The 14,692-nt window shown below is 63.2% G+C and carries 9 protein-coding genes and 3 pseudogenes; 5 read left to right on the forward strand and 7 right to left on the reverse strand.

What is annotated here, in order from left to right; all coding sequences use genetic code 11:
- Window positions 1–363: 363 nt before the first annotated feature.
- The 4 genes and pseudogenes from BLP99_RS03205 to BLP99_RS26760 form a co-directional block, all read left to right on the forward strand.
- Window positions 364–1,464: an ABC transporter substrate-binding protein gene (locus BLP99_RS03205; RefSeq protein ID WP_092179689.1), complete on the forward strand. Its 1,101-nt coding sequence runs from the start codon at window positions 364–366 to the stop codon at window positions 1,462–1,464.
- 1,287 nt (window positions 1,465–2,751) lie between these two features.
- Window positions 2,752–3,795 (forward strand): annotated as a pseudogene (locus BLP99_RS26750) (sensor histidine kinase); the annotation flags it as partial.
- A gap of 219 nt (window positions 3,796–4,014) precedes the next feature.
- Window positions 4,015–4,350 (forward strand): annotated as a pseudogene (locus BLP99_RS26755) (response regulator transcription factor); the annotation flags it as partial.
- A gap of 519 nt (window positions 4,351–4,869) precedes the next feature.
- A pseudogene (locus BLP99_RS26760) lies at window positions 4,870–5,205 on the forward strand (sensor histidine kinase); the annotation flags it as partial.
- 81 nt (window positions 5,206–5,286) lie between these two features.
- Here BLP99_RS26760 and BLP99_RS03215 read toward each other — a convergent pair.
- From BLP99_RS03215 to BLP99_RS03245, 7 genes are all read right to left on the reverse strand, one after another.
- Window positions 5,287–6,360: a polyamine ABC transporter substrate-binding protein gene (locus BLP99_RS03215; protein WP_092179693.1), complete on the reverse strand. Its 1,074-nt coding sequence runs from the start codon at window positions 6,358–6,360 to the stop codon at window positions 5,287–5,289.
- Window positions 6,361–6,403: 43 nt separating this feature from the next.
- Entirely contained in the window at window positions 6,404–6,745 is a 342-nt protein-coding gene (locus tag BLP99_RS03220; RefSeq protein ID WP_092179695.1) for a cupin domain-containing protein, read from the reverse strand.
- Window positions 6,742–8,166, reverse strand: coding sequence for an NAD(P)/FAD-dependent oxidoreductase (locus tag BLP99_RS03225; RefSeq protein WP_072394662.1), 1,425 nt, complete (start codon window positions 8,164–8,166; stop codon window positions 6,742–6,744). The genes BLP99_RS03220 and BLP99_RS03225 overlap by 4 nt, the downstream gene beginning before the upstream one ends.
- 57 nt (window positions 8,167–8,223) lie before the next feature.
- Window positions 8,224–9,015: an AraC family transcriptional regulator gene (locus BLP99_RS03230; protein WP_072394665.1), complete on the reverse strand. Its 792-nt coding sequence runs from the start codon at window positions 9,013–9,015 to the stop codon at window positions 8,224–8,226.
- A 228-nt stretch (window positions 9,016–9,243) separates the two neighbouring features.
- Window positions 9,244–11,097 (reverse strand): ABC transporter ATP-binding protein, encoded by a 1,854-nt coding sequence (locus tag BLP99_RS03235; RefSeq protein ID WP_072430498.1) that lies wholly within the window; start codon window positions 11,095–11,097, stop codon window positions 9,244–9,246.
- 237 nt (window positions 11,098–11,334) lie between these two features.
- Entirely contained in the window at window positions 11,335–12,900 is a 1,566-nt protein-coding gene (locus BLP99_RS03240; protein ID WP_072394671.1) for a M10 family metallopeptidase C-terminal domain-containing protein, read from the reverse strand.
- 146 nt (window positions 12,901–13,046) lie between these two features.
- A complete protein-coding gene (locus BLP99_RS03245; RefSeq protein ID WP_083526331.1) occupies window positions 13,047–14,033 on the reverse strand; it encodes a fimbrial protein in 987 nt (328 codons plus the stop codon).
- 290 nt (window positions 14,034–14,323) lie between these two features.
- On the opposite strand from BLP99_RS03245, the gene BLP99_RS03250 reads away from it, so the two are divergent.
- Window positions 14,324–14,692: a hypothetical protein gene (locus tag BLP99_RS03250; RefSeq protein WP_053154022.1), complete on the forward strand. Its 369-nt coding sequence runs from the start codon at window positions 14,324–14,326 to the stop codon at window positions 14,690–14,692.

The raw sequence follows: 14,692 nt of genomic DNA on the forward strand, positions 1-14,692 counted from the left end.
GCCCGAAGGGTAGGCCCCCTCAGTCGCCCAGGTGTCACGAGCGTATCGCTCCGTTGGCTGAAGTCCTCCCCGGCTGCGGGCGAAGCGGGCGTGTTGGGGCTATGCTCATCGCCATTGCAGCAATCCATCGGTTTCAGGTATCAGCCACCAGGGAAAGGAGTCTGTATGTGTTCGGTTCTTCCCATGACGCCTTATCGGGCGACCGTTTGACCCCGTCGATTTTCCTTTCCAGGCGCCCCAGCGAACGGTTGGTGGTATTGCCTGGACTCGATCGTTTCATCCGTATCAACACTGCCCTCGGCGACCCAATCAGCGAACACCTCGATGATTCGGGCACGAATCCCAAGCGTAATGGAGAACCGCATGAACACTAAGCCGTTCCAGGAGATCATGGGGCGCTTCGCCGGTTGCCTGGCCGGGCTGGCGATGCTTGCCGCCCATCCAGCCCAGGCAGGCGAAGCTGGCATCGCCGGCGGCCCTACCGCCAGCTACAGCATTGCCTTCAGCAACTCCTACGCGGGCAGTGATTTCCGCAAGGTAATGGTGCGCAACTGGCAGGAAGTTGCGGTCCAGGCGCAAAAGGAGGGCTTGATCCGGGAAGCGCCAGTGGTCAGCGCCAACAACTCGGCGTCGGAGCAGGCGGCCCATATCCAGGACATGATCGTCCAGGGCGTCAACGCCATCGTCATCCTGGCCGCGTCCGACACGGCACTCAACGGGGTGATCCGCGATGCCTGCAACGCCGGCATCGTGGTGGTGGTCATGGCCAGTCTGGTCACCGAACGCTGCGTCTATACCGTGGACTACGACTGGTCCGCCATGGGCCGCGTGGAAATCGATTACATCGCCCAGCGTCTCAAGGGCAACGGAACGCTGCTGGAGATCCGCGGCATTGCCGGTGATGCCACCGACAAGAACATCAGCGACGGCATTCACAAGGCTGCCAGCGACTATCCGGGCCTGACATTCGCCAAGACCGTGTACGGCAACTGGACGGCTTCCGTCGCACGCAAGGAGGTGGCGCTGGCGCTGCCGTCGCTGCCCGACATCGATGCCGTCGCGACCCAGGGGGGCGACGGCTATGGAGCGGCCATGGCGTTCAAGGCGGCGGGACGGCCCTTGCCGATCATCGTGATGGGCAACCGCCAGGACGAACTCGCCCTGTGGAAACAGGAGCGCGATGCCAATGGCTACGAGACGGTCTCGGTCTCCGCTTCCCCGAGCGTTTCCCAGGTGGGTTTCTGGGTGGCCCAGCAGATCCTGGCGGGCAAGCAGGTGCCGAAGTTCGTCGAGGTGCCGCTGGTCCGTATCGATGCGAAGGACCTGGACACCTGGCTCGCCACCATGCCGGTGGGCGGCGCCGCCAACCCTTCCTATAGCCAGGCCTCCGTTGCGGCGATGATCGACGCGGCCCTTGACAGGACGGCGCCGCCAGCGCCTTTGCCGGAGGCCGCGAAGCAGTAGGGGCGGGCGAGGAGGCGAGGCGCCATGTTCACATTCAAATCAGCCACGGACAGGCCCATCGCCGTCAGGATTGGCCTGGCGGTCGCCGCACTGGTGTTCCTGATGCTGACGGTGTCGCTGGTGAACCTCTACGGCCTTCGAGGCATGGTGCGGGCGGTGGATTCGACCAGCCATTCGGCGCAAATTCTGGCGTCGGTCAACGGAGCCGCCGGGCGGGTGGAAAACTTCATCGCCACTCGCGACCAGGAAAGCCTGTCCCAGGCCGAAGGCATGGTGGCAAAGGCTATCGCCGCCCTCGGCGCCATTCCGGTGGCTGAGGCGCAATCGCTCAAGGGCAGTCTGGAGCGGCTCGCCACGGCGATCGCGGCGTTGCGGGCGGCCACCCTGACCATGGATGGCGAAACGGAGAACATGACGGCCCACTACGGCCGGATGCGAGAGGTGACGATCCTCGTCGAGCGGGGTATCGCCGACGGGCTGAAGACCCTTGGGGCCCGTGCCGCCGATCACGCAGCACGGGTGAGCGACATCGAAGACTCGCACCGCATCCTGGATATCCTGCGCAACGGCGAACGGATCATCACCGCCAATGTGGCCAGGCTGCTGGCGACCGGTGATGGGGCGGCCGCCACGGCGGCGCGCAATGCCTGCGCCGCACTCCCGCCGGTGGTCGAGCAATTGCGTGAGCTGATGGGAACGCCGCAGCAGGCACAGGCACTGGAGCAACTGGCGGCGGCGGTCGCCGCGGCCGGCCTGGCGCTCGAGCGGCTTGGCGATGCGCCCAGGCTCCGGGGAGGCGAGGCCTTGGGGCATCTCGCTGCCGTCGGGGAGGCGACCGGGCGCCTCGAAGCCATGCTGGGCGAAACGGACCAGCAGGTTGCCCACGACGCCAGCGATATCCAGGCCGCCACCGGCTTGCTGCAAAATGCAGCCGCGTTATCCAAGCGTTTCGCCGAGCGTGTTGCCACCCTGGAGGCACAGACCTTGTCGTTTCGCCTGTCGCCATCGGCCGAGGTCGCCAGTTCCGTCGGCCTCATCCTGGACGAACTTTCCCGTCTTTCGCGGGTGCTCCCGTCTTCCGTGGGGCTGCAAGGCAACGCGACGCCGCTGACGGTCAGCGACCAGATTGCCGGCTACCGGGCGGCATTCGCCAGGTTCCACCAGGCGAGCAATGCCTTGAGCGATGCGCGCGACCAGGTTCGCAACGAGGCACGGAGCGCCGGCCTGCTGGTTGCGCGCTTCGCCGGGCAGGCGCGGTCGGACGCCCAGGTCCACAAGGATCGCGGCATGCTTGCGACAATCATCGCCGGTACCGTCGCCATCCTGCTGGCCGGCGCCATCGCCTGGAGCACCTCACGGTTCGTCGCGCAGCCCATCGTGGCCCTGGCCTCGGTGATGCGCCGGCTGGCCGCCGGTGACCTGAATGCCGAGATCGCCAGCGCCGAACGCGGCGATGAAATCGGGATCATGACCCGCGCCGTCCGGGTATTCCAGGAGAACGCCTTGCGCATTCGGGTACTGGAAGCCGAGGCCGAAGCCGAGCGACAGCAGGTCCAGGCCTCGCTGGAGAGAATGGTCGCCGAGCGGACCGACACCCTGCATCGGCAGACCGAGTTGCTGGAGGCCCAGGCCGTCGAACTGATTCAGGCGCGCAACCAGGCCGAGACGGCCAACCAGGCGAAGAGCGATTTCGTGGCCACGGTCAGCCACGAACTGCGCACCCCTCTGACCCTGATTCTAGCTCCCTTGGAAGAGCTCTCGGCGGCGAGCAGCCCGCCGGCGGACTGGCGTGTGCAGATCGAGCGCGCCCAACGCAACGCGCTGCGCCTGATGAATCGAGTGAACGATATCCTCGATTTCTCCAAGGCCGAAGCGGGCAAGTTCGAATGTTGTCCGGAGGCCATCGACCTGAACAGGATGGTAGGGGTGCTGGCCGAGGATGCCGCCATGGTGGCCAAGGGCAAGGGCTGCACCTTGACCTGTCACATCGATCCTGCCCTCGGCACGGTGTTCCTTGACCCCCGACACCTGGAGAAAATCCTGCTCAATCTGGTGAGCAATGCCATCAAGTTCACGCCCGCCGGCGGCACCGTGCATCTGGCGGTAAGCGCTCTCGATGACGACCGATTCGAATTCGCGGTGCATGACTCGGGCATCGGCATTGCGCCGGACAAGCTGCCACTGCTGTTCCAGCGTTTTTCCCAGATCGATAATTCCGCCACACGGCATTACAGCGGCACAGGCATCGGTCTCGCCCTGGTCAAGGATCTCGCCGAGCTGATGGGAGGCGAGGTGGGCGTCGACAGTGAGCCAGGACGGGGTTCTTGCTTCTTTGTCCGATTTGCGCGGGGGGCCGAGCCTGACAGCGTGTCGAGCGAAGCCAGCGCCATGCAGGAGCTGCCGTCGCCCACCACCCCGGTCACGTCCGAGCAGCGCCACCTGCTTTTCGACGACGGTCGCCATGGCAGTGGCGACGCCCGGGCTTCAGCGCAAGGCGCAGATGATGAGCAACTCCCGGAGGGCGCCTTGCAGTCCAGGGTACTGGTGGTGGATGACAGCCCGGAAATGCTTGGCTACCTCCATGAACTGTTGCGCGATGACTACCTCATCGTCACCGCGGCCGATGGCGAACAGGCCTGGGCGATACTGCAGCGCCGACCGATCGATGTGGTGCTCTCGGACGTGATGATGCCGGAGCTCGACGGCTTTGGCCTGACGGCCAGGATCAAGGCCAGCGCCGGATTCGCCCATATCCCTGTGATCCTGCTGACTGCCCGCGGCGGCGCCGAGGCCTGCGTCTCCGGCCTGGAGAGTGGTGCCGACGACTATATCGCCAAGCCTTTCTCGCCCCTGGAGCTCAAGGCCCGCGTCCGTGCGGCGCTGCGCATGAGCCAGGTGCAGACCGAACTGAATGCGAAGTCTCGCCAGGCAGGCATGGCCGAGATCGCCACGACGGTGCTGCACAACGTCGGCAATGTCCTCAACAGCGTGAACGTTTCGGCGGAACTGGTCAGCAGCCAGATGCGCGCCTCCAAGGCCCAGGGATTGGCCAGGGTGGCCCAGATGATGAACGAACACATCGATGACCTGGGCGATTTCCTCACCCGGGACCAAAAGGGAAAGTTGCTGCCCGAGTACCTGATCAGGTTGGCGGACGTGGTGACAGTGGAGCAGCAGGGCATCATCGAGGAGCTGGGGCAGCTCACCAAGGGCATCGACCATATCAAAACCATTGTCGCTGCCCAGCAGTCCTATGCCGTTGCTGTCAGTATCGTCGAGACAGTGCCTGTCTCGCAGCTGATCGACGACGCCTTGCGCATGAGTGCCGGGTCACGGTCGCGCCAGGAGGTGGCGGTGGTCAAGGAGATTGCCGACCTGCCCCTGCTGTCCCTGGACCGACACCGGGTATTGCTGATCCTGGTGAACCTGATCAGCAATGCCAGGCAGGCGTTGGGCGGCGTGCTCGATCGCAAGCCGTGCATCACCTTCAGTGCCTGCCTCACCGAGGGACCGACCTTGCGTATCACGGTATCCGACAACGGCAATGGGATTGCGCCGGAGCACCTGCCGCGGATCTTCTCCCATGGCTTCACGACGCGCCCGGACGGCCATGGTTTCGGCCTGCACAGCTGCGCCCTCGCCGCGCGGGAAATGGGCGGCCGCTTGACCGTGCACAGCGAGGGGGCCGGACACGGCGCAACGTTCACCCTCGATATCCCCCTCGATGTTCCGCAGGACTAGGCTCTGTACGCGAATGGAGGCCGGACCGAAACATCCGACCTGTCGCTGTCGCAGTGTTGTCACTGGGTTGCCGGCCCGGAACTAACCGCCGTTTTTAACCGTGCTCCAGATGCGGGTGCGCATGCGGTCGACCTGCAGCGGTACGGATTGGAGTACAAAGAGTTTCTGCATCACGCTTTGCGGCGGGTAGACCATCGGGTTTTCCCTGATGGCCGGGGTTACCAGGGACTCGGCTGCGGCGTTACCGTTAGCGTAGTGCACGTGGTTGCTGATGTTGGCCATCACTTTTGGGTCCAGCAGGTAATTCATGAAAGCGTATCCGGCTGCTTCGTTCGGCGCATCGGCGGGCATGGCGACCATGTCGAACCACATGGGCGAGCCTTCCCTGGGAATCACGTAGGCAATCTTCTGGCCGTTTCCAGCTTCCTCTGCGCGCGAAGCGGCCTGCATCACGTCACCGGAAAAGCCCACCACCACGCAGACATCGCCATTGGCCAGGTCGCCGGTGTACTTGGAACTGTGGAAGTAGCTGATGTAAGGCCGCACGCTCATCAGCAAGGCCTGGGCCTTGGCGTAGTCGGCTTTCTGCTGGCTGTGGTGCGGCAGGCCGAGGTAATTCAAGGCGATCGGCAGGATTTCCGGCCCGTTATCCAGGAACGCCACCCCGCACTGCGCCAGCTTTTTCATGTTTTGCGGCTTGAACACCAGGTCCCAGGAATCCACGGGCGTGTCGCCAAGTACGGCTTTGACTTTGTCGACGTTATAACCGATGCCGGTACTGCCCCATAGGTAGGGAAAACCGTGGCGGTTGCCGGGGTCGTTGGCTTCCAGGGCCTTCATCAGTGTCGGGTTGAGATTGTTCCAGTTGGGCAAGCGGCTGCGATCCAGGACCTTCAGCGCACCCGCGGTAATCTGGTGTGCCATGAAGTGGTTGGACGGAAACACCACGTCGTAGCCCGAGTGCCCCGCCATCAACTTGGCATCGAGCATTTCGTTGCTGTCGTACAGGTCATACTGAGTGGGATGTCCGGTGCTGGCCGTGAACGCTTGCAAGGTATCCGGGGCGATGTAGCTGCTCCAGTTGTAGATCCTTACGGTATCCGCCGCTTGTGCGGCGGCGCTGACCAGTAGCAATGGAGCGATCATTTTCAACATACAGATACCTCAACCTTTGTTCTAAGCGTTATGGAAGGGGCAGTCAGAAAATCAGTACGTAGCTTTTGCGAACGGTCTCTTGTACGTCCCAGATGCCCGTTGTGTTCGCGGGGAACATCAACGCGTCGCCGGCCTGGATATCGATGGGCGTGCCTTCATCCGGCGTGAAGGTGCAACGTCCCTGGATAAAGTGGCAGAACTCCTGTTGCACGATTTGCCGTTGCCAACGGCCGGGTGTGCATTCCCACACCCCGGCCTCGACGCCGTCGGTGCGTTCCACTGCGTTGCTGGATACGTGGGCCACCGGTTCACCCAACGGCACTGCGACCGGATGGGCCTGGCCCAAGGGCAGTGCTGCGGTGTCTGGGAAGTGTTCGATGGTCATGCGAAGGGCTCCTTACTGTGCATCAGGCTTTCCATGGTGGACGCCAGGCCTTCAGCCATTTTTCGCCGCCACCGTGGGGTTTCAAGGTTGGCCAGTAGCCGGTCTTCCAGCACAAAACTGCGAATGATCGCGTTGTAGCCAAGCCAGCGCAGAGGCTCGGGCTCCCATCGCGGCAGCGAGGCAATGGAGCGCTCGGCCAGGACCCATGGCTGGCGGGTGAGCACACTTTCACGACCGAGGATCAGCTCGGCCAGGGTGCGTCCGCCCAGATTGCTGGCGCCGACCCCTTCGCCGCCATAGCCGCCCGAGAGCGCCACTTGCTGGCGGCGGTCCACCAGCATGTGGGGCTGAAAACGCCGGGCGATTCCCAGGTTGCCTCCCCAGGCATGGGTCAGTCGTACCTGGCGCAGTTCCGGGAACAGGTCACCGAACAGTTGCCGGCGCAGGTCGCGTTCGGCACCGCTGAGGTTGAAGTCCTGACGCAGTCTGCCGCCGAAGCGGTAGCCGCCGCGGGCACCGAATACCAGGCGGTTGTCCCGGGTACGCTGGCCATAGGTCACTTGGCGGCTGTTCTCGCTGAAAGCCTGCCCATGGCTGAGGCCAATTCGCGCCCAAAGGTCTGGCGACAGCGGCTCGGTGGCGACGATCAGGCTTTGCGCAGCGACAAGGTGCTTGCCCAAGGGCGCAAGTTCACTGGAGTAACCTTCCAGTGCCGGCACTATCCAGTCGGCGCGGACCTTCCCCTGGGCGGTCGACAGTTCTCCGGGCTTCCAGCTCGATACCGGGCTTTGTTCGAAAAGCCGCACCCCGAGCTTTTCCACGGCTCGCGCCAATCCACGAACCAGCTTGGCTGGCTGGACGGTGGCGCAGTGGGGCGAATACAGGCCGCCGTAGGCAGAGGCCACTTTCAGTTGGGCATCCAGCTCCTCGCGGTCCAGCCAGCGATAGTCCGCGTCATCCAGGCCCAGGGCCCGATAGCCATCCAGTTGTTCGCGCAGGCGGCGTTCTTGTTCGGGGTAGCGGGCCGCGCAATACAGTACGCCGCCCTTGCGCAGGTCACAGTCGATCGCTTCCCGTTGGCAGACCTGCGCCACTTCATCCGGTATGCCGTGCAGCAGCTCGAAACCTTCTGCCCGGGCCGTCGGCGAGAGTGCGCCCAGCAGGCGGTCCTCACCCTGCAGGTTCCCCATCAACCAGCCTCCGTTGCGGCCGGAGGCACCGAAGCCCGCGATCTGGGCTTCGACGATCACGATATTCAGGTGGGGAGCCTGGCGCTTGAGGTAGTAGGCGGTCCAGAGTCCGGTGTAGCCCGCGCCGATGATAGCCACGTCTGCCTGGAGATCTTCGGCCAATGCCGGCCTCGGCTCCAGTGGCTCCTCGAGTTGCTCCATCCACAAACTCACACCGCGCCAGTCGCCCATGCCATACCCCGCTTACCGATTCAGGCACGAGTTTAGGCAACGGCTTCTTCGGCTGTCTTATCTGCGGGTACGCGTGCAATGCAGCTTCAGCCAGGCTTTGGGAGTACAGCCGGTATGGGCGCGGAAGGTCTTGTAGAAGGATGAGGTGGAGTTGAAGCCGGCATCGGCAGCGAGGTCATCCATGGGCATCGCTTCACCTTCTTCGGCCAGGCGGCGCAGCAGATACTGCACCCGGGCCTGGTTCACGTAGCGGTAGAAACTCTGGCCCAGCACCTGGTTGAGCAGGTATGACATCTGGTTGCGGCTGTAACCCGTCGCTGCCGCCACCGTCTGCAGGTCCAGCTCCGGATCGAGGAAGGGTTGCTGGCGCTGGAAGTACTCGTCCAGGTCCCGGGCCATGTAGGTCAACTGCCGGGCCGACAACCCCAGCTTGCTGATGGCCGGCGCCCGGTTGGCATTGGCTTGCGGGTGTTCATGCACCAGCGAGGCGTATTCATTGACCCGCCAGATCAGCCCGTCCCGCACGGTGATGGCTTCGCTGGAGCGGAAAACCACCCGCTGGCCGCTGCCCTGCAGTGCGGTCTGGTACTGGATGAAGGCTGTGCTGCCGTCGGCCCGGATGCGATCGGTGTGCTCCAGGTATTCATCCGGCTGCCGGGGCAGGGTGCCTGTCACATACACGCGCAATTGCGCCAGGCCCATGGTGCGGTTCTGGAAGAAGTCGTTGTACTGCACATCGGGATGGTACAGCGCCATGATCGCCTCCAGGTCCCGATGTTTCCAGGCCAGGTGATAGCGCAGGACGGTATCGCGAGTGCGGCGGGTGGTGTCATCGGGCGGGCAAGCCATGAGCGGGCCAACGTCTTCGATCGGAGAACTTCAGATTACTTGGCAGGCCTCCGGTTTGGAAGGCACGGCTGCGGTGACAGGAGCGGGTGCCGGCCCGGGCGCATTCGTTGTCGTTCATGCGCACCCGCCGAGCCGGCCTGTCCGTTTCTTGCTGCCTGCCCCGCAAAGTTGCGGTTCATCGCTTCACGGGCCTGGCTTGTCGATGCAATCGGCCCGCGACAGGCGCGGTTACTCCACCGCCTCGGCCACGCCCTGGTCCTCACCCAGGAATCCACCGCTCTGGTGGTGCCACAGCCGTGCGTAAGTGCCGTTTTTCGCCAGCAGTTCGGCATGGGTGCCTTGTTCGATGATGCGCCCCTCATCCATGACGATCAGCCGGTCCATGGCCGCGATCGTCGAGAGTCGATGGGCGATGGCGATGACGGTCTTGCCCTCCATCATTTCATCGAGGCTCTCCTGGATGGCGACTTCGACTTCCGAATCCAGGGCACTGGTGGCCTCGTCAAGCAACAGGATCGGTGCGTTCTTGAGCATCACCCGGGCGATCGCGATACGTTGGCGCTGGCCCCCCGACAGCTTGATGCCGCGTTCACCCACCAGGGTGTCATAGCCGCTATGGCCTTGCCGGTCGCTCAGTTGACGGATGAACCCATCGGCCTGGGCGTTGGCTGCCGCCGCACGGATCTGTTCATCGGTGGCCTCCGGGCGACCGTAGGCGATGTTGTCGCGGATGGAGCGGTGCAGCAGGGAGGTATCCTGGGTGACCATGCCGATGGCGCTGCGCAGGCTGTCTTGCGTCACCCTGGCGATGTTCTGGCCATCGATGCGGATCTCTCCGCTGTCGACGTCGTAGAACCGCAGCAGCAGATTGATCAGCGTCGACTTGCCGGCACCGGAACGGCCCACCAGGCCGATCTTTTCGCCCGGGCGGATATGCAGGCTCAGACCATCGAGCACCTGGCGCTCACCGTTGTAGTTGAAGCTGACATTATCGAACGTCACCGCGCCGCCCTTGGGGACCAGCACGCCGGCATCGGGCGCATCCACCACCTTGGGGCCGCGGGTCAGTGTCTCCATGCCATCCTGCACGGTGCCGATGCTCTCGAACAGCGAGGTCATCTGCCACATGATCCAGTGCGACATACCGTTGATGCGCAGCGCCATGGCGGTGATCGCCGCCACGGCCCCGGTGCCGACTTCGCCCTGGTGCCACAACCACAAGGCATAGCCGCCGGCGCCAAGGATCAACGCGACCACCAGGGCCTGGTTGACGATCTCGAACTGGCTGACCAGGCGCATCTGGCGAAAGCCGGTGAGCTTGAAATCTTCCATGGCGGCGCGGGCGAAATGCGCCTCACGCTTGGAGTGAGAGAACAGCTTCACCGTGGTGATGTTGGTGTAGGCGTCCGAGATGCGCCCGGTCATCGACGAGCGCGCATGGGCCTGTTCCTGGCCGACTTGCCCCAGGCGCGGCACGAAGTACAGCATGGCCAGGCCGAACAATACGATCCAGGCAATGAACGGCAATATCAGTTTCAGGGCGAAGCCGCCCGCCAGTGCGATGATCGCGATGAAGTACACGCCGATCCCGGGGGCGATTTCAATGACGGTGAACAGGACCTCGCGCACGGCGAGTGCCGTCTGCATCACCTTGGTGGTCACCCGGCCGGAGAATTCATCGGAAAAGAACGAAAGGCTCTGGCGCAGCATGAGGCGATGGAAGTCCCAGCGCAGCCGCAACGGCAGATTGATCGCCAATACCTGGTGCTGCACCATCGTGCGCAGCGCCACCAGTGCGATGCTGGCGAGCAAGACCATGCCGATACCCCACAGCACCCGGCTTTCCTGTGCTTGCGCCTCGCCGCCAGCCTGCCAGGTCGAGAGCAGGTCCACGACCTGGCCCAGGAAGGAAAACAGCCAGGCTTCATAAATCGATACGCCGGCGCTGAGCAGTGCAAAAGCGAGGATATAGCCGCGAGCGCCTCGGGTGCAGGCCCACAGGAAACGGACCAGACCGACCGGGGGCGGTGGGGCTTCATCGGGTGGGAAGGGGTCGAGTCTTCGTTCAAACACACGAAGCATTGGGGTCTCCGGAAAGTTCTTGATAGGGGATTTTGCCACTTAACGGCTGCCTGAGGGGCCGCGAGACAGGGGCGGCGCGCCAAGGCGTACCTGGACGAAACCGGACATGAGCCCATGATTGGCCGACCCATTGCACCGCAAAGCCTCACGAGAGGGGCGAGTGGGGGCTGAAGGGCGAACCGTGTCACGCCTTGCCCGGCGAGCAGTGGCGCCAGCTAAGGTTGGCCCGTGACCCGATCAGACCACGTCCGTATGCAGGTTCGGACCTGTGCCTATCAACGTCAGTTCCACATGCCCCGGCGGGGGCACCTCAGCGGACTTCGCGCCAGTATCGGCGCTGGCCGGCGCGCTGTTGTCCGCCGCACTGAACAGCAGGTTGCTCTCGTTGAGCCGGGAGGAAACGTTGCCGTCGATCACCAGTTCGAAACGTTGTCCGTCGCCATTGGCCTCGAAGCTCTTCAGGTAAGTGCGTGTGTCGTCGGCATTGTTTCGGATCGCCAGCGTCCCGTCGTATCCATTGCCGATGCCGGTGAAGCCCAGGGCACTGAGATCGATACGGTCTTCGTCGGGATTGAAGTCGAGCAGGCGATCGCTGCCGCTACTGTCGGCGCAGCGGAAGCTGTCGGCCACGCTGGCATAGCGCAATACGTCGTTTCCCGCGCCACCGGAAAGCAGGTCACGGCCGAGATTGCCCTGCAGCAGATCGTCTCCCGCCAGGCCACGCAGGATCTCATCGGTTTCCAGGCCTTGCAGCTTATCCTCGCCAGAGGAGCCCACCAGTCTGGCGGTGCCATCCGTGCTGCCGAACGTCGTGTCAAGGCTGCCATCGGCATTCAGGCGAACCGCAGCAAAGTCACTGCCATGGTTGGCGTAGGCGTGTCCGGCCAGCAGGATCCTGCCATCGTCCAGCAAAGTGATTTCGCTGGCCAGGGCCGAGTCGCCGGGCAGGTCGACGCTGACCGTCCCCTGGTTGCCGAAACTGAGGTCCAGGCTGCCATCGGCGTTGAGCCGGGTCACGGCAAAATCCTTGAAGGTGCTGGTGCTGGCCACCAGGATCTTGCCGTCGTCCTGTATGGCCACGTCGCCACGGTAGCTGCCGAGAAAGGACAGCGACGCGATGCCGCCCTCGCCAAAGTCGGTATCCAATTCCCCATCGGCCGTGTACTTGAGCAAGCTGTTCTGGAAGCCGGGCGCGCCCTGGACCAGCAGGCCTCCATCTGCCATCGGGGTCAGGCCTTGCATGAACTCGAACGTGCCGTCGGCTTGCAGCGTCAAGGTGCCTTGCGTGCCAAACGCCATGTCCCGGGTGCCGTCGGCATTCAGCTGGGCCACTTTCAGAGTGTGACCTTCCAGCGCACTGACCAGCACGCCCCCGTCGGCCTTGGCCTGTACCAGGGGGGCTGAACCAAACCCGCTGGGCAGGCTGGCCGCGGCATTGCTGTTGAAGGTGAGGTCGGCTTTGCCGTCCGGCCCCCAGCGCTGGACGATGGCGGTATCGTCATGCCCTTCGTGGGCAGTCACCACCGCACCGTCGGCCTGGACCTGAAGCGTGTATGTCTTTTCGAGAGGGATCTGCTTGTGGATCACCTGTCGGCCGGCGTTGCCGTAGTCCTTGTCCAGACTGCCGTCGGCAAGAAGGCGGGTGAGCGAAAAGTCCATGCCCTCGTCCAGGTCGTCGCTGTACTGGCTGAAGCCGGCGATCAGAATCGAGCCATCGGGCTGTATCACCACGTCCTGGGCATTATCCGCATGTCCCGCGATATCGACGATCATCGTCCCAGGGGCGCTGTAGGTGGTGGCCATGTTTCCAGTCCTTTAGAGCATCGCAAAGCGTTGACTCTAGCCCAGTACCATTGATGCGCCAGGGTTTTTGGACAACTGGCATGGCAGGCAATCCAGCTGGCCACGGATGAGCGGGGCTCAGGCATCTCATCGAAAGCGGGCGTCCGTCACAGGTAATTCATGATGAACCAGACGTCTGCATTCGCGGTTCCTGCGCTCAGGCCAGGATCGAGTATCCCGCTGCTTCCCGAGGGCAGGACGCGCAAATACCGCGCTGTCAGGGGGATGCTGAAGGTTCCGCCCGCGGCGGGGGACTCGCCAAGGACATAGCTTTTGTTGAGTTCCAATGGTTGCTGGTCGTTGCCAAGCAGTTGCAGTCCCAGGCCCTTGGCGGTGGACGTATTGTTGAGGTTGACGATACCCAGGCTGGCATTCCATGCGGGACTGTTCGGGGTCGGGGCGAGTGTGTAGGTAATCTTGTTGATGCCCTTGGGGCAGTTGTTGACCCTTATATTGAAACTGACCGGGGCGGATTGCGAACCATATTCCGCAAATGAACTGAGCTTGTGTTTGCCCATGTCCACGGTCACGTCTGGCGTGTCGCAGGATTGGGCAACGATGGAGGTGCTGCTGGTCACGCTCATCGCCAGGGGCGTGATGCTGTCGAAGTAGTAATAGCCATATATTCCCGAAGGAAGCTTCAGCAGCTCGCCCTGGGTGTCGGCGATCTTTATCAGGCGTAGCGCGTGCTGGGAGCCATTCCACCCCCAGGTGCCGGAGGGGCCGTTATCAATGTTGGGGTAGCCGCGTGCCGCGGTGTTGTTGATTTCGACGCGTATCCACTGCCAGGCGATGCCTGTATTGCCTATCGGGAATATGTTGTTGCCGGGTGTCGTCGTCCCAAGGCTGTTTTTGATGCCATAGGTATACCCCGAGGGGCACGTGTAGGAACTGTTTACGCCTTGCAAGGTTTTTGTCGGCGTTTCATAAAGGACCGTTCCATTTGGGGCATCCCGGGGCACCGATATCGTCGGCGGAAAATCGAATTGCATGGTGGTCAGGCCGTGTCCTTTCACAAAGGAACAGGCTGCCTCTGCTCCCTGGCCCGTCAAGGCGAGGAAAACGATGGGTACTATGATTTTTCCTGGTGTCATTCAAGACCTGCTCTGGGTGGGTGCGACGCTGCGCGGGGATCGATTTGAAGTCGGAAGGTTGACGGAGGCTGGGACAGGGATATTGGAATTCGACGATAAGATCTGTGGTCGGCTTTTGGAATCGGAAGATTCCTATACGCCACGTCCGCAGCACCGAACCGATCGGGTGGACACGCCTGCGCTGGGGCCGGAATCGCTTGGACGGTGGTCCCGAGCTCTTTCACAACACTCAAGATCCCTCTGCCGCTGACGACATAGACCTTGATGACTCAAGCCAAGGAGCAGTCGCTATGGGCGTTAAAGAGGTAGTGATGGGCGTGTCGCTGTGGGTGGCCCTGAACGGGGCGTGTCAGGCCGAACCGGCGTTGACCGAAGGCGTTATCCGTTTTACCGGGAGCATCGTCGAGCCAGGGTGCCGAACGGACATGAACCCCGGCGTCGCGATCGAACTCGTCGAATGCCCGCGTGCGGCCCGCGGCGCTACTCTCGATGTCACACACATGGGCGGCCAGGGCAACCAGACACCCGGCGTCTCGGCACGCCTGATCGCGGACAGCGGCACGGACGAGCCTTATTACAATCAGCGCTACGCCCTGGTGGACGCGGCCGGAAAGCCCGTGCTCGATGGCACCTGGCTGGTGACGCTGACGGCGCCATGA

It is taken from the genome of Pseudomonas sp. NFACC32-1 (assembly GCF_900101215.1).
Classification (GTDB): domain Bacteria; phylum Pseudomonadota; class Gammaproteobacteria; order Pseudomonadales; family Pseudomonadaceae; genus Aquipseudomonas.

Excerpts from the sequence above, each read along its gene's own strand:
- BLP99_RS03220 (WP_092179695.1), bottom strand. The coding sequence starts at position 6,745 with ATGACCATCGAACACTTCCCAGACACCGCAGCACTGCCCTTGGGCCAG.
- BLP99_RS03240 (WP_072394671.1), bottom strand. The coding sequence starts at position 12,900 with ATGGCCACCACCTACAGCGCCCCTGGGACGATGATCGTCGATATCGCG.
- BLP99_RS03230 (WP_072394665.1), bottom strand. The coding sequence starts at position 9,015 with ATGGCTTGCCCGCCCGATGACACCACCCGCCGCACTCGCGATACCGTC.
- BLP99_RS03225 (WP_072394662.1), bottom strand. The coding sequence starts at position 8,166 with ATGGGCGACTGGCGCGGTGTGAGTTTGTGGATGGAGCAACTCGAGGAG.
- BLP99_RS03250 (WP_053154022.1), top strand. The coding sequence starts at position 14,324 with ATGGGCGTTAAAGAGGTAGTGATGGGCGTGTCGCTGTGGGTGGCCCTG.
- BLP99_RS03235 (WP_072430498.1), bottom strand. The coding sequence starts at position 11,097 with ATGCTTCGTGTGTTTGAACGAAGACTCGACCCCTTCCCACCCGATGAA.
- BLP99_RS03215 (WP_092179693.1), bottom strand. The coding sequence starts at position 6,360 with ATGTTGAAAATGATCGCTCCATTGCTACTGGTCAGCGCCGCCGCACAA.
- BLP99_RS03245 (WP_083526331.1), bottom strand. The coding sequence starts at position 14,033 with ATGACACCAGGAAAAATCATAGTACCCATCGTTTTCCTCGCCTTGACG.
- BLP99_RS03205 (WP_092179689.1), top strand. The coding sequence starts at position 364 with ATGAACACTAAGCCGTTCCAGGAGATCATGGGGCGCTTCGCCGGTTGC.